Origin of the sequence: Streptomyces sp. RLB3-17 (assembly GCF_007113425.2) — a bacterium.
GTDB classification, from domain to species: domain Bacteria; phylum Actinomycetota; class Actinomycetes; order Streptomycetales; family Streptomycetaceae; genus Streptomyces; species Streptomyces mirabilis_D.
Genome location: NZ_CP041610.2, coordinates 8781647 through 8807972 on the forward strand (window position 1 = coordinate 8781647; position 26326 = coordinate 8807972).

Annotated in this window: 23 protein-coding genes; 14 read left to right on the plus strand and 9 right to left on the minus strand. The window is 71.1% G+C overall.

Going from position 1 to position 26326, the window contains the following annotated elements; translation table 11 throughout:
• Nucleotides 1-72: 72 nt before the first annotated feature.
• From FNV62_RS39305 to FNV62_RS39315, 3 genes are read right to left on the minus strand one after another with little or no spacing between them, the layout of a single operon-like run.
• Nucleotides 73-888: a hypothetical protein gene (locus FNV62_RS39305; protein WP_143609604.1), complete on the minus strand. Its 816-nt coding sequence runs from the start codon at nucleotides 886-888 to the stop codon at nucleotides 73-75.
• Entirely contained in the window at nucleotides 888-2153 is a 1266-nt protein-coding gene (locus FNV62_RS39310; protein WP_054237065.1) for a VWA domain-containing protein, read from the minus strand. The genes FNV62_RS39305 and FNV62_RS39310 overlap by 1 nt, the downstream gene beginning before the upstream one ends.
• A 49-nt stretch (nucleotides 2154-2202) precedes the next feature.
• Nucleotides 2203-3699, minus strand: coding sequence for an IucA/IucC family protein (locus FNV62_RS39315; RefSeq protein ID WP_205523178.1), 1497 nt, complete (start codon nucleotides 3697-3699; stop codon nucleotides 2203-2205).
• Between the two features lie 86 nt (nucleotides 3700-3785).
• Here FNV62_RS39315 and FNV62_RS39320 point away from each other — a divergent pair, with 86 nt between their 5' ends.
• From FNV62_RS39320 to FNV62_RS39340, 5 genes are all read left to right on the plus strand, one after another.
• Nucleotides 3786-5330, plus strand: a complete 1545-nt coding sequence (locus FNV62_RS39320; protein ID WP_143628618.1) for an IucA/IucC family protein — start codon at nucleotides 3786-3788, stop codon at nucleotides 5328-5330.
• Nucleotides 5331-5693: 363 nt separating this feature from the next.
• Nucleotides 5694-7523 carry a serine/threonine-protein kinase gene (locus FNV62_RS39325; protein WP_143628619.1) on the plus strand — a complete coding sequence of 610 codons (1830 nt, stop codon included), beginning with the start codon at nucleotides 5694-5696 and terminating at the stop codon, nucleotides 7521-7523.
• A 300-nt stretch (nucleotides 7524-7823) separates the two neighbouring features.
• The gene (locus tag FNV62_RS39330; protein ID WP_143603353.1) at nucleotides 7824-9764 is read left to right on the plus strand and encodes an FHA domain-containing protein; all 1941 of its coding nucleotides are present in this window, start codon (nucleotides 7824-7826) and stop codon (nucleotides 9762-9764) included.
• 192 nt (nucleotides 9765-9956) lie between these two features.
• A complete protein-coding gene (locus FNV62_RS39335) occupies nucleotides 9957-10871 on the plus strand; it encodes a HipA family kinase (RefSeq protein WP_143628623.1) in 915 nt (304 codons plus the stop codon).
• Complete coding sequence (locus tag FNV62_RS39340) at nucleotides 10868-11143, plus strand: SelT/SelW/SelH family protein (protein WP_054237070.1); 276 nt, start codon at nucleotides 10868-10870, stop codon at nucleotides 11141-11143. Before FNV62_RS39335 ends, FNV62_RS39340 begins: the two co-directional genes overlap by 4 nt.
• A 13-nt stretch (nucleotides 11144-11156) precedes the next feature.
• Here FNV62_RS39340 and aceB read toward each other — a convergent pair whose 3' ends face one another.
• Both aceB and FNV62_RS39350 read right to left on the minus strand, forming a co-directional pair.
• Nucleotides 11157-12791 (minus strand): malate synthase A, encoded by a 1635-nt coding sequence (aceB, locus tag FNV62_RS39345; protein ID WP_143603358.1) that lies wholly within the window; start codon nucleotides 12789-12791, stop codon nucleotides 11157-11159.
• 187 nt (nucleotides 12792-12978) lie between these two features.
• The gene (locus FNV62_RS39350) at nucleotides 12979-13578 is read right to left on the minus strand and encodes an NTP transferase domain-containing protein (RefSeq protein ID WP_097286802.1); all 600 of its coding nucleotides are present in this window, start codon (nucleotides 13576-13578) and stop codon (nucleotides 12979-12981) included.
• 208 nt (nucleotides 13579-13786) lie between these two features.
• Between FNV62_RS39350 and FNV62_RS39355 the strand changes: the two genes are divergently transcribed.
• A complete protein-coding gene (locus FNV62_RS39355) occupies nucleotides 13787-14104 on the plus strand; it encodes a DUF5955 family protein (RefSeq protein WP_054237073.1) in 318 nt (105 codons plus the stop codon).
• Between the two features lie 42 nt (nucleotides 14105-14146).
• Here the strand turns inward: FNV62_RS39355 and FNV62_RS39360 are convergent, their stop codons facing one another.
• Nucleotides 14147-15622 (minus strand): PLP-dependent aminotransferase family protein, encoded by a 1476-nt coding sequence (locus FNV62_RS39360; protein WP_225900526.1) that lies wholly within the window; start codon nucleotides 15620-15622, stop codon nucleotides 14147-14149.
• 106 nt (nucleotides 15623-15728) lie between these two features.
• On the opposite strand from FNV62_RS39360, the gene FNV62_RS39365 reads away from it, so the two are divergent.
• Nucleotides 15729-15953, plus strand: coding sequence for a hypothetical protein (locus FNV62_RS39365; protein WP_097286804.1), 225 nt, complete (start codon nucleotides 15729-15731; stop codon nucleotides 15951-15953).
• A complete protein-coding gene (locus FNV62_RS39370; protein ID WP_143628625.1) occupies nucleotides 15953-16288 on the plus strand; it encodes a universal stress protein in 336 nt (111 codons plus the stop codon). The genes FNV62_RS39365 and FNV62_RS39370 overlap by 1 nt, the downstream gene beginning before the upstream one ends.
• A gap of 16 nt (nucleotides 16289-16304) precedes the next feature.
• On the opposite strand, the gene FNV62_RS39375 is transcribed toward FNV62_RS39370, so the two are convergent.
• Entirely contained in the window at nucleotides 16305-17108 is an 804-nt protein-coding gene (locus FNV62_RS39375; protein WP_060901051.1) for an IclR family transcriptional regulator, read from the minus strand.
• A gap of 298 nt (nucleotides 17109-17406) precedes the next feature.
• Between FNV62_RS39375 and allB the strand changes: the two genes are divergently transcribed.
• Together allB and alc are read left to right on the plus strand one after the other, a co-directional pair.
• Nucleotides 17407-18729, plus strand: coding sequence for an allantoinase AllB (gene allB, locus FNV62_RS39380; RefSeq protein WP_143605703.1), 1323 nt, complete (start codon nucleotides 17407-17409; stop codon nucleotides 18727-18729).
• A 62-nt stretch (nucleotides 18730-18791) separates the two neighbouring features.
• Nucleotides 18792-19907, plus strand: coding sequence for an allantoicase (gene alc / locus FNV62_RS39385; protein ID WP_143609614.1), 1116 nt, complete (start codon nucleotides 18792-18794; stop codon nucleotides 19905-19907).
• Nucleotides 19908-19943: 36 nt separating this feature from the next.
• On the opposite strand, the gene FNV62_RS39390 is transcribed toward alc, so the two are convergent.
• A complete protein-coding gene (locus tag FNV62_RS39390; RefSeq protein WP_143628627.1) occupies nucleotides 19944-20951 on the minus strand; it encodes a CorA family divalent cation transporter in 1008 nt (335 codons plus the stop codon).
• A 198-nt stretch (nucleotides 20952-21149) separates the two neighbouring features.
• On the opposite strand from FNV62_RS39390, the gene FNV62_RS39395 reads away from it, so the two are divergent.
• Entirely contained in the window at nucleotides 21150-21542 is a 393-nt protein-coding gene (locus FNV62_RS39395; protein ID WP_097286808.1) for a ribonuclease domain-containing protein, read from the plus strand.
• Between the two features lie 176 nt (nucleotides 21543-21718).
• Complete coding sequence (locus tag FNV62_RS39400) at nucleotides 21719-22981, plus strand: sensor histidine kinase (protein ID WP_097286809.1); 1263 nt, start codon at nucleotides 21719-21721, stop codon at nucleotides 22979-22981.
• Nucleotides 22982-23234: 253 nt separating this feature from the next.
• Here FNV62_RS39400 and FNV62_RS39405 read toward each other — a convergent pair whose 3' ends face one another.
• Nucleotides 23235-24263 carry an aldo/keto reductase gene (locus FNV62_RS39405; protein WP_143628629.1) on the minus strand — a complete coding sequence of 343 codons (1029 nt, stop codon included), beginning with the start codon at nucleotides 24261-24263 and terminating at the stop codon, nucleotides 23235-23237.
• Nucleotides 24264-24377: 114 nt separating this feature from the next.
• Here FNV62_RS39405 and FNV62_RS39410 point away from each other — a divergent pair, with 114 nt between their 5' ends.
• Together FNV62_RS39410 and FNV62_RS39415 are read left to right on the plus strand one after the other, a co-directional pair.
• Nucleotides 24378-25052, plus strand: a complete 675-nt coding sequence (locus FNV62_RS39410) for a response regulator (RefSeq protein WP_143628631.1) — start codon at nucleotides 24378-24380, stop codon at nucleotides 25050-25052.
• Between the two features lie 41 nt (nucleotides 25053-25093).
• The gene (locus FNV62_RS39415) at nucleotides 25094-26266 is read left to right on the plus strand and encodes a cytochrome P450 family protein (RefSeq protein ID WP_097286812.1); all 1173 of its coding nucleotides are present in this window, start codon (nucleotides 25094-25096) and stop codon (nucleotides 26264-26266) included.
• Nucleotides 26267-26326: the final 60 nt, after the last annotated feature.

Below are 26326 nucleotides of genomic sequence, written 5' to 3' on the forward strand. Positions count from 1 at the left end.
ACGAGGCCCGCCGTGCCGAGGGGGCACGGCGGGCCTTCGCCGTCACGTAGCCGTCATGACGCCTACGAGTGCCTACGCACCCGGCGGCACCCGGGAAGGCCGTCCCGACCCCCGGGTCAACGCGTACCCGCCGATACCCGCGAGCGCCGCGAGGATGCCGCCGATCGCGGTCCACACCCAGCGGTCGGACCACCAGCCGGAGGCCCAGCCGTCGGCGGGCTCGATGGACGACAGCGCGGCCGTCGACGAACCGGAGCCGGAGTCGGACTTCCCGGCGCTCGTCGCGATGCCCGGCACCAGCGGCTTCGCCAGCGAACCGTCCACCGCCGCCGACCCGCCGACGTCCTTGGAGTCGACCTTGACCTCGGCCGCGACCGGCAGACCCAGGTCGGAGGCCTGCAGCCCCGTGACGGTCAGCCGGACGTAGTACGTGCCCGGCAGCGGGTCGTTGGCCCAGGTCTCCGACCAGGATCGGACCGTGCGCAGGGTGCAGGCCAGTTCCACGGTGGCTGCGTCCTGTGCCGCCGTCCGTGTCTGTGCCCCGTACTGGCAGGCCTGGCGGCGTCGCAGCCCGTCGTAGACGTCGAGCTGCCAGGTCTGGCCGGCGTGCCGCGTGGAGGCCTCCGGGAGCTTCACCGTCGCCTTCACGGTGGGCCGCTGCCCGGAGTCCGCGGGGAACGACCAGTACAGGTAGTCGCCCGTGGACCCGCTGGCGGTGGCCTGCCGGCCCTGCTCGATCTCGGTCGCCGTACGGAACGACGTGCCGGCCTGGGTCGGCGCGGCGCTGTCGCCCGAGGGGCTCGCGGAGGGCGAGGAGTCGGCCGCGGCGGGCACCGCGGCGATCCCGAGCAGCAGCAGGGCGGTGCTCAACACTCTTCTGACACGCATCAGTTGGTCCTCCAGACCGCGATCCGCAGGCGCGAGACCCAGCCCCACAGCACACCCGCGAGGAAGCCGGTGAGCACGAGGGCGCCGAGCAGCCACCAGCCGCGGCCGAGGCCGAAGGAGGCCACGTCGCTCGCCTGGTCCGGCCCGTCCACGACGTCGACCGTCAGTTCCACCGGCATGCCCGGCGTGGTCTTCACGCCGCTCGCCGCCGAGAAGGAGTTGGACACCTGAAGACACACGGTCTCGGCGGGGGCGTTCTCGTCGTCGCTCTTGGCCTTGGGATAGCGCAGACCGGTCGAGATGACGTCGGTACGGCCGTTGCCCGCCGCCTCGCCGCGCACGATCTCACGTCCGTGCACGGTGACGGCGCGCAGCAACACCCCGTAGTCCGGGTTGACCTCGCGGTCGGCCGCGACGCTCACCGAGGCGCGCAGCTCCTGGCCGGGCTTGACGTCCACGCGGTAGTAGCGGTGCTGCCCGAACTCCTCGCGGTCCGTGTACAGCCCGGACTTCAGCGTCGGGGCACTCGTGCAGGCGGTGGCGCCCTCCACGGCGACCGGCGTCACCACCGGGTCGGCGGCGCGCTTTACCAACTGACCGACACGGTCCGTGAGTTCTTCCTTGTGCTGGACCGAGGTGTACGTGCCCCCGGTCGCGTCCGCGATGCAGCTGAGCTGGTCACGGGTCTTGGCGTCGGGCACGAGCCCGAGGGTGTCGATGGTGAGCCCGATGCCCTTGGCGGCGATCTCGCGGGCCACCTCGCACGGGTCGAGCGGCTGGCAGGTGTCCTCGCCGTCGCTGATCAGCACGATCCGCCGGGTGCCGTTGCCGCCGTCGAGGTCGCCGGCCGCCTTGAGCAGCGCGGGACCGATCGGCGTCCAGCCGGTGGGCGTGAGCGTCGCGACGGCGGTCTTCGCCTCCGTTCGGTTCAGCGTGCCCACCGGGTACAGCTGGGCGGTGTCCTTGCAGCCCGTCTTGCGGTCGTTGCCGCGGTAGTTGGCGCCGAGGGTCCGTATGCCGAGCTGGACCTCCTCGGGTGTCGCGTCGAGCACCTCGTTGAACGCCTGCTTCGCCGCGGACATGCGCGACCCGCCGTCTATGTCGCGCGCCCGCATCGAACCGCTGACGTCCAGCACGAGTTCGACCTTGGGAGCGGCCTGCTCCGCCGTTTCGTCGGCGACCGCTCCGGTCGGGAAGGCGATCCCGGCCGTCAGGGCGGCGAGCAGGGCGCAGACTCCTGCCGCCAGCCGTTGTCTTGTGATCATCGCAGGATCCTATGGAGCAAAGGTGCCGGGCTTCAAAACGATCTACGAACTATTGGGTGGCGAACGGGTTGGGAAGCTGCGCCCAGATGTCCCCCGGAGTCTGCGGAGACAGCCGCATCAGGCTCAACGCCTTGGTCGGCAGCGGCTCGTCGAGCAGGACCGCCAGGTCCGGGGTGCGCGGCAGATCCCGTACGACGGTCTCCAGGACCTCCCGCAGTACGGCCGACGAACCGGCCGTCGCCCCCAGCGTGCCGCCGATCAGCGAGCCGAACATCTTGCGGCGCAGGGTGGTCACGTCGTCCGTGACGATCCGTCCGGAGAGCGCCGGAACCGGGATGCCGTGCCGGGCCAGCCGGGCCGGGCTCACGCGGATGTCGGCCAGATCGCGGTAGACGAGCCGGACCGGTGCGCCGGTGGCGTCCAGTACGACCAGGAGGTTCTGCCCGTGCGCCTCCAGGGCCACCCCCAGGTCGAGCAGCCGCATGCAGACGGTGAGCGCGAGGCGGGTGAAGTCGGTCAGCCAGGCGGCCGATCGGGGCAGCTCGGTGGTGGCGAGGGCGGCCACGGGCAGAACGCGCTCGCCCGGGTGCGCGTACACGTCCGGGGACTCGCGCAGCACCGCCGCCAGGTCGGGGGAGTGGGTCGTGAGGGCGCCCAGGGTGCGGGTGACGTGCAGCAGGCCGTCCGTACGGGCCGCCATGTCCTCCGCGAACGCCGACACCGTCGCCGACGTCTCGATCGAGTAGACCGAGATGTCCCGCACGGAGGAGGTCAGCCGGGCGCTCAGCGCGGTCTTGACGTGCGGTCCGTCGGGCAGGGCGAGGGTGCGCAGCGACATCAACGGGTGTGCGGGGACTGCCTCCTGGGGCGTGGTGCGCAGTACGTGCGCCAGCTGCCAGGGGTGGACGGGGATCAGGAAACGGTCCTCGTCCCGCAGCCACTTGGGCCACTCACCCCGGACCAGGCAGTCGTCCGCGCCCACCAGGCCGAGTTCCACGACCGGCCGGTGCTCCGGCCCGTAGGCGAGCTGCTCGGCCACCGAGAACCCGGGCCGGGAACGGCAGTTGGGGTGGTACGGATGACCGTCGACCACCCGCTGCTCCCACTCCCCGCTGGTGAGGGGCTCATGGTCGACAGCGGGCTGGTTCGCGCGCGACAGGGCCATCGAGGCGACGCTGTCGTCGAGCTCGACGGCGAAGGCGGTCGCGTGCGGTATGCCGAGGGCCGTCATGAGCCGCGCCGGACGCTCGTACACCGTGTCGTCCAGCCGGACCTCGGTGACGTACGAGGTGGTCGCGTACGGATCCGGGCGCGGGCCGTGCAGCCGGCGGCCGTCGGCGAGGTGGAGCGTGAGCCCGTCGGCCCCCGGTTCGCGGCGCGCGATCCACGGCATCGGCTCATACGCCAGCGCACGCCACAGACGGCTCAGCACGGCCGCCCGGGCACCGGGGAGCCCGGCCGCGTACGACGCCGCGAGGGCGGGGCGTACGGCGCTCAGCTCGTCGGCGAGCGCTGCCTCGGCGTCGGGCGTGGGGGGACGGTGCACGGTCGGGCTCCTTGGGTACGGGGACTGCGCGTCGCGGTCGCCCGCGCCGACAGACATACTGATCACCAGTGCACCGTATGGAATGAATGGATCGCGTGGACTCCATGCCCCCCAGGTACCTCAGGGACGACATAGAAGAGGCCGCCGACGAGTACGCCGCCGCTCCGCTGCTCAATTGTCTGCTGCGGGAGGTGGGAGAGCCCGCCGAGGGCTCCGGTGTGTTCCGGCTCCGCTCCGGCGGGCGGCTGCTGCGGGTGCGGGGGACGCGCAGGCCCATGGCGCCCGAGGTGTACGCCGACGGGGCCTGGCACCGGCTCACCCACGCCGAACTGGTCAAACTCACCGCCGAGGAACTGCGCGGATTCACCGGTCTGTCCAACCCCGAGCTGCCCGCCGAGATGATCGACAGCCGGGACGCGGTGGCCGCGCTGCTCGCCGCCCGCCTGGACGCGACGCCGCCCGCGGACCCGTACATCCGCTCCGAGCAGTCCCTGATCACCGGGCATCCGTACCACCCGGCGCCCAAGGCCCGGGGCGGCGGTCCCGTTGCCGGCTGGCTGCCGTACGCGCCCGAGGCGTACGCCCGCTTCCCGCTGGAGCTGCTCGGCGTGCGGGAGGACGCGGTCGTCGAGGAGGGCGACACCTCGACGCTGGACGACTTCGGGCCGTCCCCGGATGGCTACCGGCTGCTTCCGGCCCATCCCTGGCAGCTCGACCTGGTCGGCGCCCGCCCGGAGATCCGGGCCGCCTTCGCGGACGGCCGGCTGATCCGCCTGGGCCGCACCGCGCGTCCGCTGTGGCCGACGGCCGCGATCCGCACGCTCTACGCCCCCGAGGAGGACGTCTTCGTCAAGTTCAGCCTCGACGTGCGCATCACCAACGACATCCGTCGGCTGTGGCGCCACGACCTGCTGAAACTGCGCCGTACGGACGAGGCGACAGCCGCCGCGTTCGCGACCACGACCACGGGGACGAGCACGGGTACGAGGACCGGCGCCGCCTGGCTGAGCGACCGCGGCTACCGCACCGCCGACTTCGCCTTCGAGGAACTCGCGGTCCTCGTCCGTGACGGGCTGCGCGAGCACGTCGTCCCCGGCGCGACCCCGCTCCTCGCCGCCGCCCTTGTCGAGGGCTTCGAGGGCAGCCCCCTCGACGGTCTCGCCGACCCGTCCGCCTGGTGGACGGCGTATCTGCGCCAGGTCGTCCCCCCGGCCCTGGACGCGTTCGCGCGGCACGGAGTCGTCCTGGAGGCGCATCTGCAGAACACGGTGGTGGCCGTGGACGCCGACGGCATCCCCGTGCAGGCGCTGTTCCGCGACGCGGAGGGCGTGAAGCTGCTCACGGACGTGGACCGGGCCGCCGGATGGGAGCGGCTCGTCTACTGTCTGATCGTCAACAACGTGTCAGAATTCGCCGCCCTGCTCGCGGAGGGCCACCCGGGCTGGGACCCGTGGGCCGCCGTACGGACCGAGCTGGCCCACCACGGCCTGCCCGGGATCGCGCACGAGATCGCGGAGTTGCTCGCCGCCCCCACGCTTCCCGGCAAGACGAACCTGCTGCTTCGCTGGACGGGCGCGGACGGCGCGGACGCCCGCTACCTCCCGCTGCCGAACCCGCTGGCCCGCGCCTAGTACCGGGTTCCTCCTCACGCTCCCCACCTGGCGGCCGAGCAGCTCAACTCCCGTGCCGGCCCCTGGATCCGGGCGGACCTCCACCACCGACCCGCCGACCTGGCGAGGTGAACAAAAGGCGACGTCAGGTGAACGTGATGATGGAGCGATTCGACCTGGGCGGTGCCGCGCACACGTCGGCGCCCGCGTCCGGTGAACGACGGTACGATCACCGTCGGATTGGTCCGTTGGGTTGTCACGGGTTCCTCCGCTGTGGGGTCACTCCGTCCGTGCCCTGCTTTCCGGACAGGCCAGGTGCATGGTCCACGTGCGATGTCCGCGCTCTGACGAGCGGCTTGGGTAGGGAAAGGGAGAATCGCTCCGATGGCCAATGAGGACGCCGTGTCCCAAGAGTCGGGCAGCGAGCGTGTGGTCGCCGGCCGCTACAGTCTGCTGTCACCCCTCGGCGCGGGCGGCATGGGCACCGTGTGGCGCGCCTACGACAAGGTGCTGCACCGCGAGGTCGCCATCAAGGAGGTCCGGGCGCCTGCCGGACTGGCGGCGCCCGACATCGAGCGGATGTACACGCGGCTGGAGCGTGAGGCGTGGGCCGCGGCCCGGGTGGCGCATCCGAACGTGGTGACCGTCTACGACGTGGCCATGGAGGAGGGCCGCCCGTGGATCGTCATGGAGTTGGTCCGCGGTCAGTCGCTGGCCGACCTGCTCAAGACCGAGGGCCGACTCTCCCCGCAACGTGCCGCGTCCATCGGCCTCGAGGTGCTCGCCGCGCTCCACGCCGCCCACGAGACCGGTGTGCTGCACCGAGACGTGAAACCGGCCAACGTGCTGATAGCCAGGGACGGCCGGGTGGTGCTCACCGATTTCGGCATCGCCATGATCGAGGGCGACTCCGCGCTCACCATGACCGGTGAAGTCGTCGGATCGCCCGAGTTCCTGTCTCCGGAGCGGGCGTTGGGCCAGCGGTCCGGGCCCGCGTCGGACCTGTGGTCGCTCGGCGTGCTGCTGTACGCGGCCGTCGAGGCGCGCTCCCCCTTCCGTCAGAACACCCCGCTCAGCACCCTGCGGGCCATCGTGGACGCGGAGTTGCCGCAAGTCCGCCGGGCCGGCGCCCTCACTCCGGTCATCGAGGGACTGCTGCGCAAGGATCCGGACGAACGCCTCACCGCCGAGCAGGCGGCAGCGGACCTGCGGCTCATCGGCCAGGGCGGCATCCCCGACGCGGGAATCGTGCCGCCGTCCTCCGACTCCCCGACCGTTTCGACACAGCCCACGACACGGACGTCTCCCGCGGATCCTGGGGAACAGCCCACGGTCACGCATTCCTTGGACCAGCCCACGGTCGCTGATCCCTCGGCGCAGGCGACGGTCGCGGAACCTTCGGCGCAGCCCACGGTCGCGGAACCTTCGGTGCGGGCGGCGGACGCGGATCCCGTGACGCGGCCCACGGTCGCCGAGCCCCTGGCGCAGGCCGCGGTCGCGGATCCTTCGGCGCAGCCCACGATCACGCATTCCCTGGCGCGGTCGGCGGACGCGGATCCTGGGGCACAGCCCGCGGTCGCGGATCCAGCAGTGCTGGATCCGCGCGCCGCCGGCACACCCGCCTCCCCCGTCCCCCCGGTTGACGCGCGGCGCAGCCGGCGCAGCATCGCGCTCGTCGCCGCGGGCGTGTCCCTGTGCGTGCTGGCGCTGGCCGGGGTGGGCTACGCGCTCATGAACGACGGAAACGGAAGCGGGGATCGGCAGAACGCCGGCAACACCACCGCAGGGGCGGGCTCGGCCTCGAAGAACGCCGGGAACGCCACCGCCGCCAGCACCCAGGGCGACGGCCAAGGCGCCTCCGCCACCCTGGGGGTGCGGGTGACGGTGACGGGTTCGCACACGACGTACTCGGGACCGTGCCCGCCGCCGAGCGAGCAGGCGCCCACCTTTACGGCGACGTTCTCGGTGGACCGGCTCCCGGCCCAATTCTCCTACCGGTGGGTGTCCAAGGACGGCTCGGTGACCGATCCGCACTGGAGGACGCTGGTGTTCTCGGATGACGGCGGACTCAGCAAGCAGGACACGGTGAGCCTGAGCACGTGGGCGGAGGCCGGAAAGCTCGAGAGCGAAATCGGCGTGGAGCTCAAGGCACCCGTGCAGGGCAAGTCCAACATGGTGCCTCTGTCGCTGACTTGCGAGGCCGGAACGGGCTGAGACAGGTCGTCCGGGCACCGACCGACGGCCCGGACCGCGTTGCGGAGCGGGGCGGCCCTCGGTCCGGGCCGTCCCGTGCCCGGAGTTCTCCTGTGGCGGGGCGAGGTGTCCGGAGTTCTCCCGCGGCGCGGCGAGGTGTCCGGATCGCGGCCCCCCGACGCGGCGCGGAACGAATTTGTCGCAAGAATCGAACTAAACCAGGTCACGTTCACGTTTGAGTGAAGGCTCCGGTCTCGTGTCGGGTCAGCCGCGTCGCGCGGCCTCTCTTTCGCAGTTGGATGTCGTTCATAAGGAGTATGAGTGCCATCGGTCATCCTGGGGCAAACGGGCCCCTTCACTGGTCAAAGCGTGGTCCTGAGCGCTGCTCCACTGACGTTCGGTCGCAAGAGCGACAACGACGTCGTGATCGTCAGCGCCAACGCCTCCCGTCTGCACGCCGAAATCCTCGAGGAGGATGCCGGCTTCGTGCTCTACGACCGCAACAGCCGGAACGGCACCTTCGTCAACGACCAGCGCATCACCCGGCATGCACTGCGCTCCGGCGACCGCATCCGAATAGGTGAGGAGACCTTCCTCTTCGAGTCGGAGGACGCCATCGAGACGATGATGGATCTCTCCCACCTCGACGCACCCCGGGTGAGCGCCTCCGTGGACCCTGGCGTGCTCAGGGTCACCGTCACCGGCGGAGGCCCGGTGGGCCTCGCTTTCGCGCTGACGCTGGAGAACATGCTGCGCGGGCGGGTCTCGATCACGGTCTACGAAGGGCGGTGGACCAAGAACGGCTCCACCGTCGTCTGGAAGGACGAGACCCAGGGAAACGTCCGTCGCCAACAGGTCGTGACCGTCCAGAGCCGGCAGTACCTCGCGCTGCCCGAGGACATCCAGTCGGCGCTGTTCGGCGACGTGGGCGACTATTCGGAAATGTGGCCCGTCGGACCGGACTCCGTGGACGGCCTGCCTCCCCGCAACATCCGGATCGCCTACATCGAGGACTGTCTGCTGGAGTTGGCGAACAAGAACGCCGCGATCCGGCTGGTGCCGGAGCGGTTCGACCCCTCGGAGCATCAGGGTCGGCTCGCGCAGGAACACGTCCTGGCGATCTGCGAAGGCGGACGATCCCGCACGCGGGAGCACTACGCCGACCGCTTCGGCGCGGCCGACGCCTCGATCTACTCCCTCGACGGCGACCACCTGCAGGACGTGGTGCTGGGGCTTCGGGTGAAGTCCCCGCTCTCGGACCAGATGAGCGTCCTGCTGACCGTGTCGCAGAACAGGTTCCTTCTCAACTCGCTGCGCGGCGAGGGCTTCTTGAACATGCGGCTCACCCGCGAGGAGGCCCGAAACGTGATCGGCATCGACCCGGTCCGTCAGGTCTTCGAGGAGTGCATCGCCGCTCGCCCCTGCGTCATGAGCCGCGAAGAGGACCACGAGTTCCGCTGTCCCACGCACGGAACCCTCTTCCTGCCCGCCCTGCTGCGCAGTTCGCCCTTGTGGAAGCGGATCCGGGAGGGACTGAAGCTGTTCGGCGTGCCGGAGAACGACCTCACCGCGATCACGTCGTTCCGCCTGGACATGGTGCAGCGCCCGCGGTTCACGGCGCAGCTGAGCCGCCCGACCGCGACGGGCCCCGGCACGTACGGCCTCCTGCTGGGCGACGCGGCCAACGCCATCCACTTCTGGCCGGGTCGCGGCCTCAACAGCGGTCTCGCCTCCGCCACTTCGCTCGCTCGCTCCCTCAGCCGCACATGGCAGGGAAAGCCGCTGCGCGACGCCGACTTCATCCGGCACGAGGCGGCCATGTCCATGCTGCAGTACCGGCACAAGAGCCGGGCCTGGAACGCCATGGTCACCACAGACGAACAGGGCGTCACCCGGGCCATCAAGGACATCATCGCCCGCAGCATGGAACCGGAACCCGGCGACGGCTCCGAACCCGAGCACGCGTCCCTCGACGCCCTGCTGGAGCGCATGACCGCGATACGCGAGCGCCTCGCAACCCGTCTCCCCGGTATGCCCACCGACGAGGAACTGCGCAACCACCTCTTGACGCTGGACCCGGCCACGCTCCGCACGCTCCAGGAAAGCGGCGCGTGGGACACGCTGATCGTCGGCGGCGAGGAAGCCGACATCGATCTCTTCTACCAGTCGGACTCCCCCGTCTACGTGCCTCGCCCCACCGACCCGCGGATCGGCCCGCCGGCCCGCACGCCGCAGGATTCCGTGCCCTCCAACCCGCTCTGAGGCCGGACGGGACATTCCGCGGCGAGGGGAACACAGCTCCTCCTTCTTTCCTGAAGAAGAGGAGCCGTGTTCTTCGAAGTCGTACAGGGCATGATCATGATGGAGGCAAGGGGCGCACGTCGATTACCTTGGTTGCATATGTCTGAGGTTGGTCATGGATTGTAAGGTCGAGAAAATGTATGGCCTGAGAAAATGCTGAACGAGGTCACTGCGACCCGCTATATCGCACCCCTGCGGTCCGGTGGCTCCGTACCCGGCGTCGTCGAGGCCGACGACCTGGGGACGTACGTCGTGAAGTTCACGGGCTCCGCGCAGGGACGCAAGGCGCTGGTCGCCGAGGTGATCGTCGGTGAGCTGGCGCGCGCCCTCGGGCTGCGCTTCCCCGAGCTGGTCCTCGTCCACTTCGATCCGGCCGTCGCCGAGCACGAACCGCACCAGGAGGTCCAGGACCTGCTGCGCGTCAGCGCAGGGCTCAACCTCGGCATGGACTATCTGCCGGGTGCGAAGGACTTCACCCCGGAGACGGCCAGGACGTTCCCCGTCGACCCGCTGGAGGCGGGCAAGGTGATCTGGCTGGACGCCCTCACGGTCAACGTGGACCGCACGGTGCACAGCTCGAACCTGATGGTCTGGCCGACGTTCGGCATCGCACCCCCGCGGCTGTGGCTGATCGACCACGGCGCCGCCCTCGTCTTCCACCACCGCTGGGACGCCTCGGCCCCGGAGAAGGCGTACGACTTCCGCCGCCACGCCCTCGGCGGCTACGCCCCGGACACCCGCGCCGCCGACGCCGAGCTCGCGCCCAAAGTGACGGAGGAGCTGCTGCGCGAGGTCACCGCCGCGGTGCCGGACGCCTGGCTCGCGGAAGAACCCGGTTTCGCCACCCCGGACGAGGCGCGGGAGGCGTACGTCCGCTATCTCCTCGCCCGCGTGAAGGCCTCGGCGGACTGGCTCCCCACGGACTTCCCGAGCCGTGAACAGCTCGCCGCCGAGGACGCGGACCGCGCGACGAAAACCCAGCAGGGCCGTCCGAACTGGCTCAAGCGGGTCCCCGACCTGCACGGCAAACCGGCGGCGCAACAGGATTGGTCGGTGCACCTCGGATGACAGACGTCCAGCGCGTCCAGATCGAATACTGCACCCAGTGCCGCTGGCTGCCCCGCGCGGCCTGGCTGGCCCAGGAGCTGCTCACCACCTTCGAGACGGAACTCACCGAGCTGTCCCTGAAGCCCGGCACCGGCGGCGTGTTCGTCGTCCGCGTGAACGACGAGGTGGTCTGGGACCGGCGCGAGCAGGGCTTCCCGGAACCGACGGCCGTCAAGAAGCTCGTACGCGACCGAGTGGCCCCGGGAAGGTCCCTGGGCCACTCGGACAAGTGAGCCGCCTCGGAGGTCAGCCCTTGAGCTGCTCGTACGCCGGCAGCGTCAGGAAGTCGGCGTAGTTCTCGTCCAGCGCGACCTCCAGGAGCAGGTCGTGGGCCTGCTGCCAGTGGCCGGCCGCGAAGGCCTCCTCGCCGATCTCGGCGCGGATGTTCGCCAGTTCCTCGGCGGCGACCTCGCGGGCCAGCTCCGGGGTGGCCTTCACGATGTGCCCCGCGTGCTCGAACTCGACTCCCGCGTTGATCCACTGCCAGATCTGCGAGCGGGAGATCTCGGCGGTGGCCGCGTCCTCCATGAGGTTGAAGATGGCGACCGCGCCGAGCCCGCGCAGCCAGGCCTCGATGTAACGGATTCCGACCTGGACGGCGTTGACCAGACCGTCGTACGTCGGCCTGGCGTCGAGGGAGTCGACGGCGATCAGGTCCCCGGCGGCGACCGACACGTCCTCGCGCAGCCGGTCCTTCTGGTTCGGCTTCTCGCCGAGGACGGCGTCGAAGGACGCCATCGCGATCGGGACCAGGTCCGGGTGGGCCACCCACGAGCCGTCGAAGCCGTCGCCCGCCTCGCGGTCCTTGTCGGCCTTGACCTTCTCGAAGGCGACCTTGTTGACCTCTTCGTCGCGCCGGGAGGGGATGAACGCCGCCATGCCGCCGATCGCGTGCGCGCCGCGCTTGTGGCAGGTGCGGACGAGGAGTTCGGTGTAGGCGCGCATGAAGGGGGCCGTCATCGTCACGGCGTTGCGGTCCGGCAGCACGAACTTCTGGCCGCCGTCACGGAAGTTCTTGACGATGGAGAAGAGGTAGTCCCAGCGACCCGCGTTCAACCCGGAGGCGTGGTCGCGGAGTTCGTAGAGGATCTCCTCCATCTCGTACGCCGCCGTGATCGTCTCGATCAGGACGGTCGCGCGGACGGTGCCCTGCGGGATGCCGACGTAGTCCTGCGCGAAGACGAAGACGTCGTTCCAGAGACGGGCCTCCAGGTGCGACTCCGTCTTCGGGAGGTAGAAGTACGGGCCCTTGCCGAGGTCGAGCAGCCGCTGCGCGTTGTGGAAGAAGTACAGGCCGAAGTCGACGAGCGCGCCGGGGACGGGGGTGCCGTCCGCGTCGACGAGGTGACGCTCGTTCAGGTGCCAGCCGCGTGGCCGCATGACGACCGTCGCGAGTTCGTCGTTCGCCTTCAGGGCGTACGTCTTGCCGGACCTCGGGTCCGTGAAGTCGATGCTGCGGGTGTACGCGTCGATCAGGTTGAGCTGACCGGTGACCACGTTCTCCCAGGTGGGCGCCGAGGCGTCCTCGAAGTCCGCGAGCCAGACCTTCGCGCCCGAGTTGAGGGCGTTGATGGTCATCTTGCGGTCGGTGGGGCCGGTGATCTCGACACGGCGGTCGTTCAGGGCGGCCGGAGCGGGGGCCACCTTCCAGGAGTCGTCCGCGCGGATGGCGGCGGTCTGGGGGAGGAAGTCGAGCGTGGAGGTGCGGGCGATCTCGGCGCGGCGCTCCGCGCGGCGGGCGAGGAGCTCGTCACGCCGGGGCGTGAACAACCGGTGCAGCTCGGCCACGAAGGCGAGGGCCGCGTCGGTGAGGACCTCTTCCTGCCGGGGCAGGGGCTCGGCGTCGACGATGGCCAGCGGGGACGGCGCTGGTGCGGACATGAGCTGTCACTTCCTTCAGCGAGCGTGGCACCGGGTGCCAGGCGACCCGGGTACGGCGATCGGCGCCGGGAGAGCAGCCCGGCGCTTCTGAACAGTGGATAGTAGTTTCCTCATGGTGGAAGTTCAATGGTTTGTTGATGTCGAGATTCTCCAGGTCGAGGCACCGTGGCGCTCAGTGCCACGCCGTTCACTCAAGGTGTCCCAGATCGTCCTCCGTGTCGATGTCGTACGGCTCCGCCACGTCACCGCACTCGACGAGCGTGATCGCGGACTCGTGCTCCTTCAGATAGGCGCGTGCCCCCCGGTCACCGGTGGCACTCGCCGCGACACCGGCCCAGTGGGCGGCGCCGAAGAGGACGGGATGGCCGCGCACACCGTCGTACGTCGCGGAAACCAGCGAGGTGTCGTCCTGGTGGGCGGCGAGCACCCGGGCGACCGCCCGCGGCCCGATGCCGGGCTGGTCGACCAGCGAGACCAGTGCCGCCCGCGCGCCCGTGCCGGCGAGCGAGCCGAGCCCGGCCCGTAGCGACGAACCCATGCCGTTCTCCCACTCCGGGTTGTCCACGAGCACACACCCGTCGAGCCGCGCCCGCTCCCGTACGGCGTCGGCCCGCGCCCCCAGCACCACGTGGACGCGCGTGCATCCGGCCGCGCGCAGCACCCCCACCGCGTACTCCACGAGGGGGCGCCCCCGATGTTCGAGCAGCGCCTTGGGCCGCCCGCCGAGCCGTCGCCCCCCGCCCGCCGCGAGGAGCAGCCCGGCCACCTGGTCTTCTTCGTGCGTCATACGCCGTCTCCCCTGTGCGTCATACCTCCTGCATACCTGACCCGGCGCCGAGGGCACGGTCTCGCGGGGCTGAATTTCGGTCTGCGCGGTGGCGCCACCGCATCGGGTGGCGTTTACTGGCCCGCGTCCCCCGGCGCCCGACCATCGCCATGGGGTGCGGGAGAGACCGGCGAGGGCGTGCGCACAAGGACGTGCGAGGGGGCGAGCTGTGTTGCGGAGCTTGGGACAGAGGCCAGTGACCGGCAGCGACGAGGATCCGAGGGTGGCGGAACTGCGGACCGCCGTCTCCCGGCTGCGCCGTGAACTCGCCACACATCCGGCCGAGTTCCCCGACCGGGGCATCGCCGAGGACGAGCTCGCCGCGCTCGCGGCGATGGCCCTCAGCGGCATGCCCGAGATACCCCGGCTGCGCCGCTCCCTGCTGCTGATCGCGGGCGCGATCGGCTCGGTCAGCGCGCTGTCGACCGGCCTCGCGGGCGTACGCAGCGCGGTGGAGCTGTTCGGGGAACCGCCCCGGCGCCCTTGAGGGGGCGGGGGTCCTTCTCCGGGTGCGTTCCCGGAGTACCTCTCACGCCACCCAGTGCGGGCGGCCCGCCTCCGCTCCGGCCGCGGTGAGCCCGCTGTCCAGGGCGGTCGTGAGCCGACGTACCGCCTCGTCGAGCACGTCGGACGGCAGGGTGTAGGGGAAACGCAGCCGGTGCTCATGGGTGCCCGGGTCGGCGCCGAAGCGGGAACCGCCTTCGATGCGCAGACCCTGGGCCAGGGCCGCGCGGGCCAGCGACGAGGCGATCGGGCGGCCCAGGTCGATCCACAGCGTCAGTCCGCCGGGCGGCAACTGCCAGCGCCAGTCGGGGAGATGACGGGCCAGTGAGTCGGCGAGCGCGTCCCGCTGGACGCGCAGCCGCGGCAGCCGCTCGCGCAGCACCTCGTCCGTGCGGGCCAGCAGTCCGAGCGCGACCAGCTGGTCCAGGACCGAACCGCCCATGTCCGTGGGCACCCGCGCGGTCGCCAGCTCCGTGATCAGCCGGGATCCCGCCCGCACCCAGCCGAGGCGCAGCCCGCCCCAGTGCGTCTTGCTCAACGACCCCACCGTCACGACCTGTTCGCTCATTCCGCGGGGTGCGAGCGAGGCGAACGGCGCGGCCCCGGGCACATCCAGCGCGATGTCCGTCATCGTCTCGTCGATCACCAGCCAGGTGCCGGTCGCGCGCGCCGACTCCAGTACCGCCAGGCGCTGTTCGAGCGGCATCAGATGACCCGTCGGATTGTGGAAGTCGGGGATCAGATACGCGAGCCGGGGCGCCGCCTGCCGCAGCGCGCAGTCGATCAGCCCCGGGTCCCAGCCCTCCGCCGTGACGGGCACGGGAGTGGTGCGCAGTCCGACGCGGCGCATCGCGTCGAGCGCGTTCGGATACGAGGGGTTCTCGACCAGGATCCGGTCACCGGGCCGCCCGAGCAGCCCGAGCGTCAGCGAGAGGGCCTGCTGCGCGCCGTTCGTGATGAGGATCTGGTCCGGCAGTGTCGGCAGCCCGCGCCGGGTGAACCGCTCGGCGACGGCGGCCCTCAACTCCGGGATTCCGTAGGGGTGATAGCCGGGTGTCGAGGCCCGCCGGGCCAGCAGGACGCCCGCCTCCGCGAAGGCCGCGGCGAGCTCCGCCTCGGGCGCGCCGGGCGCCGCGATGGCCAGGTCGATCACCCCGTCGTCGGCCGGGAAGGAGGCCACATTGGCCGGGCGGTGGCCGGCGGGCAGCTCCGTCCAGGTCCCCGCGCCCCGTCGGCTCCGCGCGAACCCGTCCTCGCGCAGCAGGTCGTACGCCGCCGTCACCGTGGCCCGGCTGACCGTGAGCGCGGAGGCCAGCTCGCGCTCGGCGGGCAGCCGGACGTGCAACGCGATCCGGCCGTCGAGGAGCAGCCTGCGCACGCCGTCGGCCAGCGCGCGATATCCGGGGCGGCCGTCGGCGTGGGGCGCGGCGGACAGCAGCGCGGCGAGCTGCCGGCTTCCCAGCGTCCTGTCCATTCCGTGAACCACCGGTCCGTTCACCATGCCAACTCCCTTGCATTGGCCCTGTGGGGCAGGCCAATCAGCGTACAGACTTCGGGGACCAGGGGAAATCGTCCCACCGCATTGGCCTGGGAAGGGGAGCGGAGCGATGTCGATCGACGCCGGAAACGTCCGCGAGAAGGGGAGTACGTGCGGCAACGGAGGCGACCACTGCCTCAGCGATCGTGCGGAGCGGGAGATGCAGCGGCGCCAGGAGGCGCGGATGCCGGGGGTGCCGGTGCGGGAGTGGGTGCGCAGGCTGGCCGCGGGGCGCTTCGCCGCCCGTACCGGTGGGGGGCTCGGGCTGCCGCGGCCACGCCGGGGTGAGTCCTGATGGCCGCCGCCGGACAGGTCGTCGTCGGCGTCAGCGGCTCGCTCGCCAGCCTCGCCGCGCTGCGGACCGCCGCCCGCGCCGCCCGCTCCAGCGGCCGCGTGCTCGTGGCCGTACTCGCGTGGGAACCGCCCGAGGGTGAGGTCCTCCACGCCCGCAACCCCGACAGCGCCTGGGCCGCCCGCTGCGCCCGCGAGGCCGCCGCCCGGCTCGACCGCGCCTTCGAGGAGGCCTTCGGCGGTACGCCGTCCGAGGTCACCGTCGTCCGCAGGGTGGTCCGTGCCCGTCCCGACCGGGCCCTGCGCCGGGCCACGGCGCGGGACTTCGCCGCCGGGTGACCCCGGGGGTGCTCGGTCAGGCCCCCGGGCCCGAGCTGGCCAGCGCCTCCGACAGCTCCGCCGCGACCTGCTGGAGCACGGGCACGATCTTCTCCGTGGCGACGTCCGTGACCCGGCCCGCGGGACCGGAGATCGAGATGGCGGCGGCCGTGGGGGAGTCGGGGACCGAGACGGCGAGGCAGCGCACGCCGATCTCCTGCTCGTTGTCGTCCACCGCGTAACCGAGCCGGCGCACCTCCTCCAGCGCGGTGAGGAAGCCGTCCGGGGTGGTGATCGTCTTCTCCGTCGCGGCGGGCATGCCGGTCCGGGCGAGCAGCGCGCGCACCTCGTCCGCCGGGGTGTTCGCGAGCAGGGCCTTGCCCACGCCCGTGGAGTGCGGCAGCACCCGGCGCCCCACCTCGGTGAACATGCGCATCGAGTGCTTGGAGGGCACCTGGGCCACGTACACGATCTCGTCCCCGTCGAGCAGTGCCATGTTCGCGGTCTCGCCGGTCTCCTCGACCAGACGGGCGAGATAGGGGCGCGCCCAGGTGCCGAGCAGCCGGGAGGCGGACTCGCCCAGGCGGATCAGGCGGGGGCCGAGCGCGTAGCGGCGGTTCGCCTGCTGGCGTACGTAACCGCAGGCCACGAGCGTGCGCATGAGGCGGTGGATGGTGGGCAGCGGCAGCCCGCTGCTCACGGAGAGCTCGCTCAGGCCGACCTCCCCGCCGGCGTCGGCCATGCGCTCGAGCAGGTCGAAGGCGCGCTCGAGGGACTGGACACCACCGCTAGGGGCGGATGACTTGGCGTCGTCGGTGGTGCTGGCGCTGGACGCAGGCACGGCGCGGTCCTTTCAAGGCTGACAGGCAGTGATGCAGCCTACCCGGGACTGGGTTGACTCCTTGGTGGTACGTAGCTACGTTCTGCTCTGCGGAATTCTAATTCCATTCTGTGGAAATATCCAGAGGGGTGCGTTCGGGGGCAGGGTGGAGGGGTGAGCCCTTGACGACGCGAGGGCTTGAGTGAAGACTCCTTCAACAGAACGTTGAATTCCGTTACGTGGAAGTTAACTGCGGCAGCGGGAGTCGACAGCGGCAGAGAGAGGGGTCCGGGTGTCCGACGTCGGATGGGTCGAACTGATGCTGCGCTCGACGCGCGTCATCACTCCCGAAGGGACGCGCGCCGCCACGGTCGCGGTCGCCGCGGGCAGGATCACGGCGGTGCTCGCGTACGACGCCGAGGTGCCGCCCGGCGCCCGCCTGGAGGACTTCGGCGACGACGTCCTCCTGCCGGGCCTGGTCGACACCCACGTGCACGTCAACGACCCCGGCCGCACGGAGTGGGAGGGCTTCTGGACCGCGACGCGCGCCGCCGCGGCCGGCGGCATCACCACCCTGGTCGACATGCCGCTCAACTCCCTCCCGCCGACGACCACGGTCGAGCACCTCCGTACGAAACAGGACGTCGCCCGCTCCAAGGCGCACATCGACGTCGGCTTCTGGGGCGGTGCCCTCCCCGACAACGTCAAGCACCTGCGCCCGCTGCACGACGCGGGAGTCTTCGGCTTCAAGGCCTTCCTGTCGCCGTCCGGCGTGGACGAGTTCCCCGAGCTGGACCAGGAACAACTGGCCCGGTCCCTGGCCGAGATCGCCGCGTTCGACGGCCTGCTCATCGTGCACGCCGAGGATCCGCACCACCTCGCCGCCGCCCCTCAGAAGGGCGGCCGGAAGTACGCCGACTTCCTGGCCTCGCGCCCGCGCGACGCCGAGGACACCGCCATCGGCAACCTCATCGCGCAGGCCGAACGCCTCCACGCGCGTGTGCACGTGCTGCACCTGTCGTCCTCCGACGCGCTGCCCCTGATCGCCGACGCCAAGCGTGCGGGCGTGCGGATCACGGTGGAGACCTGCCCCCACTACCTGACCCTGACGGCGGAGGAGGTCCCGGACGGGGCGAGCGAGTTCAAGTGCTGCCCGCCCATCCGCGAGGCCGCCAACCAGGACCTGCTGTGGCAGGCGCTGGCCGACGGCACGATCGACTGCGTCGTCACCGACCACTCGCCGTCCACGGCCGACCTGAAGACGGACGACTTCGCGACCGCCTGGGGCGGTATCTCCGGGCTCCAGCTGAGCCTGTCGGCGGTCTGGACGGAGGCCCGCAGGCGCGGTCACAGCCTGGAGGACGTGGTCCGCTGGATGTCCACGCGCACCGCCCGACTGGTCGGCCTCGACTCCCGCAAGGGAGCCATCGCGGTGGGCCATGACGCCGACTTCGCCGTCCTCGCCCCCGACGAGACCTTCACCGTGGATCCCGCCGCGCTGCAGCACCGCAACCGGGTCACGGCCTACGCCGGCCGAACGCTCAGCGGGGTCGTGAAGTCCACCTGGCTGCGAGGCGAGCGCATCGTGTCCGACGGCGAGTTCGGCGCCCCCGGCGGCGAACTCCTGACGCGCACCCCGTAGTCCTCGAACGCACCCGCACCCGCACCCGTAGCGGCCGATCTCGAAAGGCAGACCTGATCAACGTGACGGCGATTCCTCACTTCACCGGCGACGCGAACCCCTACGGAGGCGGCGACCCGTACGCGGACCACCGCACCGCCGACTTCCCCTTCACCCAGTACGCCAACCTCGCCGACCGGCAGCTGGGCGCCGGGGTCATCGCCGCCAACGACGAGTTCTTCGCCCAGCGCGAGAACCTCCTGCTGCCCGGGCGGGCCGAGTTCGACCCCGAGCACTTCGGGCACAAGGGCAAGGTCATGGACGGCTGGGAGACGCGGCGGCGCCGCGGCGCCTCGGCCGAGCACCCGTGGCCGACGGCCGAGGACCACGACTGGGCGCTCGTCAGGCTCGGCGCACCCGGTGTCGTGCGCGGGGTGGTGGTCGACACGGCCCACTTCCGCGGCAACTACCCCCAGGCGGTCTCGGTCGAGGGCGCCTCGGTGCCCGGCTCCCCGTCACCGGAGGAACTCCTCGGGGACGACGTGAAGTGGACGACGCTCGTACCGCGCACGGCGGTCGGCGGCCACGCCGCCAACGGCTTCGCCGTCTCCGTCGAGCAGCGCTTCACCCACCTCCGCGTCAACCAGCACCCCGACGGCGGCATCGCCCGACTGCGCGTCCACGGCGAGGTCGTGGCCGACCCTCAGTGGCTCTCCGCGCTCGGCACCTTCGACGTTCTCGCCCTGGAGAACGGCGGCCGGGTCGAGGACGCCTCCAACCTCTTCTACTCGCCCGCCACGAACACCATCCAGCCGGGACGCTCCCGCAAGATGGACGACGGCTGGGAGACCCGCCGCCGCCGCGACCAGGGCAACGACTGGATCCGCTACCAGTTGGTCGCCCAGTCCGAGATCCGCGCCCTGGAGATCGACACGGCGTACTTGAAGGGCAACAGTGCCGGCTGGGCGTCGGTGTCGGTGAAGGACGGCGACGACGGCGACTGGACGGAGATCCTCCCCCGTACCCGCCTCCAGCCCGACACCAACCACCGCTTCGTCCTCGCCGCGCCCGTGATCGGGACCCACGCGCGCGTGGACATCTTCCCCGACGGCGGCATCTCCCGCCTGCGTCTGTTCGGCTCCCTCACGGAGGAGGGCGCCACGGCCCTGACGGCCAGGTATCAGGAGCTCGGCGGCTGAGGCCGCGCCGCCGCGCTGGGCTCCGGCGGGCCGCGATCAGGACTGGTCGTCGGCGGCGTCGCGGGTACGGCTGTCGCGCAGCTGGCGCCAGTGCGTGCGGTACAGCACGTAGTAGAGGGCGACGACCACGGCACCCACCTGCAGACCCACGCCGAACTCCAGGAAGGAGTCCTCGCTCATCAGCCGGTTGGTGAGGTAGGCGAAGTTCATGCCGAAGAAGCCGGTCAGGAACGACAGCGGCAAGAAGATCATCGAGACGATCGTGAGTCTGTTGATCACGACGTTCTGCTGATCGGCGACGAGTGACGCGTAGCTGGTCGCGGCCCGCCGGGCCGCGTCCCGCAGCGCCTCGATCTCCACGAGGACCAGCTGCACGGTGTGCTCGTGCAGCCGGTTCATCGCCTGCCGCTCCTGCGAGAGGTGGTGATCCGTCATCCTGCGGCGCACCAGGATCTCCTGGGCGACCGCGGCGTACGGCAGGAACGCGCGATGCAGATGGGCCGCGCGCCGTCGCAGCTGGGCCAGCTGTTGGACGTGTTCCGGCTGCCGCCGCTCGAACATCGCCTCCTCCAGGTCCTCGACCTCCAGATGGGCCTGCGTGACGGCCCGGCGGAAGGTCTCCAGGACCCCTTGGAGAAACAGGAACAGCGTCGTCACCGTGTCGGGAGGCAGGTCCTGCGGCAGCTGGTCGAGGAAGGTCTCGATCAGCTCGACGGGCCCGTGGTGCACCGTGATGAAGCGGCGCTGGTCGGCGAGGACATGGATATGGGTGACCTCGTTTCCGCTGACCACCGGGACGACGCCGATGGCAGTGCCGTCGTGGTACTCGGCCCGGACGTGTTCGTCCGCTCTGCCGAGCCACTCGCCGGCCGTGTCGTGCAGTCCGAGCCGACGGGAGAGCGGCTCCTCGTCGGGCGGGGGTTCGTCTCCCAGATCGATGTCCACGATCACGAAGCCGGAGGTCGCCGCGAGGCGCTCCCGGGCCTGTGCCAGACCGGTGCGAGCGACGACGCCCTCCGGCATCGACACCACCGAAACGATCATCGCCCCTCACCGTGGATGGCGTCGTGCGCACACCGCACCGTCCCTCGGCACACTACCGCCGAAGGCCCCGCGAGCAGCTGACCGCGCAGGGCGTCGTGTCGGGCTTCGTTAACTCCCGGAAAATTCATCGGACTTGGCGGGAGAAATCCTCCGCCTTGACATTGACATGCCATGGTCTACGCGCGTCATCCTAGAGTCATGAGATTCCCCCCACGAATCACTCGTATCGGCGCCCTGGTCGCCTTCATGTCCGCGCTGCTCATCGGCGGCACCGCCGTGGTCCCCGCCAACGCGGCGGCCACCGCCGTGGGCAGCATCTGCTACAGCAGCCTGCCGTCGCAGGCGTACGACACGCTGGACCTGATCGCGTCCGGCGGTCCCTTCCCGTACTCGCAGGACGGGGCCGTCTTCCAGAACCGGGAGGGTGTCCTGCCCTCCCAGTCCACCGGGTACTACCACGAGTACACCGTCATCACGCCGGGCTCCTCGACGCGTGGCGCCAAGCGCATCGTGACCGGCAAGAAGACGCAGGAGGACTACTACACCTCGGACCACTACGTCACGTTCAAGCTGATCAACTTCGGCTGCTGAGCCGAGGGCTGCGCGTACTACTGGTTTGACCGCTTTCTGGAAGATCCTCGCCCCGCGGTTCCCCCCACGTCATGGGCCGCGGGGCGAGGTACGTCCGGACGAAAGTATGCGGCGCCGCTACTTTGGTCGACGATCACTGCCGCGGGGGGAGGCGCCCGCGGGGCCGGCCCGTAGATTTGTCGACCGTGAGTGGTGACAATCCGGTGCCGGCGGCACCCGTTCTGCCCGGGCGGCGCTGGCTGCTGCCGTCGGCCGTGGTCGCGGAACTCGACCCCGAGCGGACGGGTCGGGGCGGGCGCCCCCGGCGTACCGCGCGTGACTGGGTGGTCGACTTCGGCTGCTTCGTGCTGGCCGTCGTCATCGGAGCGATGGCCGCGCACACGCTGACCCGCGACCCGGACACCCCGCACGCCCTCGCCGTCGTCGACCAGTGGATCGGCGGACTCGCCTGCCTCGCCGTGTGGTCGCGCCGCCGGTGGCCGCTGGGGCTGGCCGCGGCGATGATCCCCGTCGGACTGCTCTCGAACACCGCGGGCGGCGCAGGACTGGTCGCCCTCTTCACGCTCGCCGTGCACCGGCCACTCAAGTACGTGGGCTGGGTCGCCGGTGTCCAGCTCGCCCTGCTTCCGGTCTACTTCTGGCTGCGGCCCGATCCCGATCTGTCCTACGCCGCCGCCATCGCCGTCACCGCGCTGCTGACCCTGGCGGTCGTCGGCTGGGGCATGTTCGTACGGTCCAAGCGGCAGCTCATGCTGAGTCTGCGGGACCGGGCACGGCGGGCCGAGACGGAGGCCGCGCTGCGGGCCGAGCAGGCGCAGCGGCTGGCGCGCGAGGCGATCGCGCGCGAGATGCACGATGTGCTCGCGCACCGCCTGACGTTGTTGAGCGTGCATGCGGGGGCGTTGGAGTTCCGTCCGGACGCGCCTCGCGAGGAGGTCGCGCGGGCCGCCGGGGTGATCCGGGAGAGCGCGCACGAGGCCCTGCAGGATCTGCGGGAGATCATCGGGGTGCTGCGGGCGGGTGACTCCGACGACGCGGGGCGGCCGCAGCCGACGCTCGGCGCGTTGGACGCGCTGGTCTCCGAGTCGCGTGAGGCGGGGATGAAGGTGGCTCTCGATCTGCGGGTCGCCGACGCCGCGGCTGTGCCCGCGTCCGTCGGGCGGACCGTGTACCGCATCGCCCAGGAAGGGCTGACGAACGCCCGTAAGCATGCTCCGGGAGCCGAGGTCACGGTGGGTGTCTCGGGGGCCCCGGGTGACGGTGTGAGTGTGTCCGTGCGCAACCCCGCTCCTCCGGGGGAGGTACCGCATGTGCCGGGTTCCGGGCAGGGGCTGATCGGACTGACCGAGCGGGCCACTCTCGCCGGGGGGCGTCTGGAGCACGGGTCCGACGGGGGTGGGGGCTTCTTGGTGCGGGCGTGGCTGCCATGGGGTGGGTGAGCGTGAGGTCCGCCCGCGGTGCGTGAGGTGCGCCTGCGGTGCGTGAGGTGCGCCTGCGGTGCGTGAGGTGCGCCCGCGGTTGCGTGGTGGGGCGGGGCCGTGGCGGTGCGTCGAGCCCGTCGCCGCTGGATCAGACGGGGGCCGGGCAAGGGAGCCGCTGCTCGATCCGGGCGTGAGCGACGGGCTTGCGACGCACCGCCACGGCCCCTCGCGTCGCATTGCGGCTGCGGGTGCGGTGGTGGGTGCGGGTGTGTCAGGGGATGCGGGGGATCACTCGGTGGCCTGCGGTGCCGTATACCCAGCTTGCTGTTTCGTTGATGAAGTCTGTCGGGAAGCCTGTGCGGAAGGCGGTGGCCTCCTCCAGGCCGGTCAGTATGTGGTCGGGGAGGGTGAGTTCGCTCGCGCCCAGGTTGTCGGTGAGCTGGGTGACGTGGCGGGCGCCGATGATGGGGTGGACGGTGGGGGAGTGGGCCATGGTCCAGGCGATGGCCACCTGGGCCGGGGAGGCGCCGAGTTCGTCGGCCGCCGACCGGACCGCTTCGGCCACCGTCCGTTCGAGTTCCCCGATCGCCTCGGGGGAGAGGCGGGTCGCCGTGCCGGGGGCCACACCGCCCGGACGTGTGTACTTGCCCGACAGGACGCCGTTGTGCAGCGGACTCCACGCGGCCACCGACATGCCGAGGGTCTCCGCCATGGGGAGGAGCTCGCGCTCCGCGTCGCGGCTGAGCAGGCTGTAGGGCACCTGGAGCGCGGCGAAGGGGGACCAACCTCGCCACTCGGCAAGGGTGTTGGCCCGCGAGACCACCCAGGCGGGCGCGTCCGAGATACCCACGTACAGGACCTTGCCGGACCGTACGGCGTCGTCCAGGGCGCGCATGGTCTCCTCGACCGGTGTGTTCCGGTCCCAGATGTGCACCCAGTAGACGTCGATGTAGTCCGTGTCGAGGCGCCGCAGGCTCGTCTCGAGGGAGAGGGCGAGGTTCTTGCGGTGGTTCCCGGCGGCGTTCGGGTCGGTGCCGTCACGGGAGACGGTGTACTTGGTGGAGAGGACGAAACGGTCGCGTCGGCCTCTGAGCAACTCCCCCACGATCTCCTCGCTGGCGCCGCCGCGGTAGTTGACGGCCGTGTCCACCACGTTGCCGCCCGCCTCCGCGTACGTGTCGAGGATCCGCGCGCACTCCTCCTTCGGCGCTCCCACCCCGCCCTGCTCCCCGAACGTCATGGCACCGAGGAACAGTTCCGAGACGCGCAGGCCGGTCCTGCCCAAGAGCCGATAGCGCACTGAACTCCTCACTCCCGGGAGAGACCCCGTCGAGACTGTCCTGGCGGCCGACGGTAGTCGTTCGTCGCGGTCGAGGCGTGGGTAATGCCCCGGCGGGCACCTACGGTAGGCACCATGAATGCGATCCGGCTGCTTCTCGTCGACGACGATCCGCTGGTCAGGGCCGGCCTGTCCTTCATGATGGGCGGCGCCGACGACATCGAGATCGTCGGCGAGGCCGCGGACGGCGGCGAGGTCGAGGCGCTCGTCGACCGCACCCGCCCGGACGTCGTCCTGATGGACATCCGGATGCCGGTGATCGACGGACTCACGGCCACCGAACGGCTGCGGGGCCGCGAGGACGCGCCGCAGGTCGTGGTCCTCACCACGTTTCACGCCGACGACCAGGTGCTGCGGGCGCTGCGCGCGGGTGCCGCCGGGTTCGTCCTCAAGGACACGCCGCCTGTGCAGATCCTCGACGCGGTACGCCGGGTCGCGGCCGGTGATCCCGTGCTCTCGCCCGCCGTCACCCGCCAGTTGATGGAGCACGCGGCCGGTGGGGCGCCGGGCGGGCGGCGCACCGGCGCCCGGGACCGGATCGGCGCGCTCAACGACCGTGAACGCGAGGTCGCCGTGGCCGTCGGCCGGGGCTCCTCCAACGCCGAGATCGCCGCCGAGCTGTACATGAGCGTCGCCACCGTCAAGACCCATGTCTCACGGATCCTCGCCAAACTCGGCCTCAACAACCGTGTGCAGATCGCCCTGTTGACGTACGACGCGGGACTTCTGGAGGGAGACGACGGGCACTGAGCGTGGGGCCCGCGCGTTGGAAGGACAACGGGAGGGGGACCATGATCGATCTGGGGGAGTACGGCGCGGGGTTCACGAGGGACCCGTATCCGGTGTACGCGGCGCTGCGCGAGCGCGGCCCCGTCCACTGGGTGCGGACACCGCAGCCGGGCGCGTACGAGGGCTGGCTCGTCGTCGGGTACGAGGAGGCGCGGGCCGCTCTGGCCGACCCGAGGCTCTCCAAGGACACGAGGAGAGGCGGGTCGAGTTCGCTCGAAGAAGAGCTGATGGGCCGGTATGTGCTGATCGCCGACCCGCCGGAGCACACCCGGCTGCGCTCCCTCGTCACGGGCGCGTTCACCATGCGGCGGGTGGAGGCGCTGCGCCCGCGCGTCCAGCAGATCACCGACGAACTGCTGGACGAGATGCTGCCGAAGGGGGGAGCCGACCTCGTCGACTCGTTCGCCTATCCGCTGCCGATCACCGTCATCTGCGAGTTGCTCGGCGTCCCGGACATCGACCGGGTGGCGTTCCGCGCGATGTCGAACGAGATCGTGACGCCGACCGATGGAGACTCCGAGCTGGCCGCCGTCCGGCAGCTGGCCGCCTATCTCGATGAGCTGATCGAGGACAAGCGGTGCACGGCACCCGGCGACGACCTGCTCAGCGACCTCATCCGCACCCGGGCCGAGGACGGCGACCGGCTCTCCCGTGACGAGTTGCGCGGGATGGCGTTCATCCTGCTGGTCGCGGGCCACGAGACCACGGTCAACCTGATCACGAACGGTGTGCACGCCCTGCTCACCCACCCCGACCAGCTCGCCGCGCTGCGGGCCGACATGACGCTCCTCGACGGCGCGGTGGAGGAGGTGCTGCGCTTCGAGGGACCGGTCGAGACGGCGACGTACCGCTATGCGGCGGAGCCGTTGGAGATCGGTGGCAGGGCCATCGCGGCGGGTGACCCGGTGATGATCGGGCTCGACGCCGCGAACCGTGACGCGGCGCGCTGCCCGGATCCGGACCGCTTCGACATCCACCGCGCCCCGCAGGGCCATCTCTCCTTCGGGCACGGCATCCACTACTGCCTGGGTGCGCCGCTGGCCCGTCTCGAAACCCGGGTCGCGCTGCGCTCCCTGCTGGAGAGATGCCCGGATCTCGCGCTGGACGGGCCCCCTGGTGACTGGCTCCCGGGCATGCTGATGCGCGGTCTGCGCAGCCTGCCGGTGCGCTGGTGAGTGGTGGTGCGTGGGGGAGTGAGTGGAGGGGTGACGGTGGTGCGGCTTCGGGTGGGGAGC

Excerpts from the sequence above, each read along its gene's own strand:
- FNV62_RS39305 (WP_143609604.1), bottom strand. The coding sequence starts at position 888 with ATGCGTGTCAGAAGAGTGTTGAGCACCGCCCTGCTGCTGCTCGGGATC.
- FNV62_RS39310 (WP_054237065.1), bottom strand. The coding sequence starts at position 2,153 with ATGATCACAAGACAACGGCTGGCGGCAGGAGTCTGCGCCCTGCTCGCC.
- FNV62_RS39320 (WP_143628618.1), top strand. The coding sequence starts at position 3,786 with ATGGATCGCGTGGACTCCATGCCCCCCAGGTACCTCAGGGACGACATA.
- FNV62_RS39325 (WP_143628619.1), top strand. The coding sequence starts at position 5,694 with ATGGCCAATGAGGACGCCGTGTCCCAAGAGTCGGGCAGCGAGCGTGTG.
- FNV62_RS39335 (WP_143628623.1), top strand. The coding sequence starts at position 9,957 with ATGCTGAACGAGGTCACTGCGACCCGCTATATCGCACCCCTGCGGTCC.
- FNV62_RS39340 (WP_054237070.1), top strand. The coding sequence starts at position 10,868 with ATGACAGACGTCCAGCGCGTCCAGATCGAATACTGCACCCAGTGCCGC.
- aceB (WP_143603358.1), bottom strand. The coding sequence starts at position 12,791 with ATGTCCGCACCAGCGCCGTCCCCGCTGGCCATCGTCGACGCCGAGCCC.
- FNV62_RS39350 (WP_097286802.1), bottom strand. The coding sequence starts at position 13,578 with ATGACGCACGAAGAAGACCAGGTGGCCGGGCTGCTCCTCGCGGCGGGC.
- FNV62_RS39360 (WP_225900526.1), bottom strand. The coding sequence starts at position 15,622 with ATGGTGAACGGACCGGTGGTTCACGGAATGGACAGGACGCTGGGAAGC.
- FNV62_RS39365 (WP_097286804.1), top strand. The coding sequence starts at position 15,729 with ATGTCGATCGACGCCGGAAACGTCCGCGAGAAGGGGAGTACGTGCGGC.
- FNV62_RS39370 (WP_143628625.1), top strand. The coding sequence starts at position 15,953 with ATGGCCGCCGCCGGACAGGTCGTCGTCGGCGTCAGCGGCTCGCTCGCC.
- allB (WP_143605703.1), top strand. The coding sequence starts at position 17,407 with ATGCTGCGCTCGACGCGCGTCATCACTCCCGAAGGGACGCGCGCCGCC.
- FNV62_RS39390 (WP_143628627.1), bottom strand. The coding sequence starts at position 20,951 with ATGATCGTTTCGGTGGTGTCGATGCCGGAGGGCGTCGTCGCTCGCACC.
- FNV62_RS39395 (WP_097286808.1), top strand. The coding sequence starts at position 21,150 with ATGAGATTCCCCCCACGAATCACTCGTATCGGCGCCCTGGTCGCCTTC.
- FNV62_RS39410 (WP_143628631.1), top strand. The coding sequence starts at position 24,378 with ATGAATGCGATCCGGCTGCTTCTCGTCGACGACGATCCGCTGGTCAGG.
- FNV62_RS39415 (WP_097286812.1), top strand. The coding sequence starts at position 25,094 with ATGATCGATCTGGGGGAGTACGGCGCGGGGTTCACGAGGGACCCGTAT.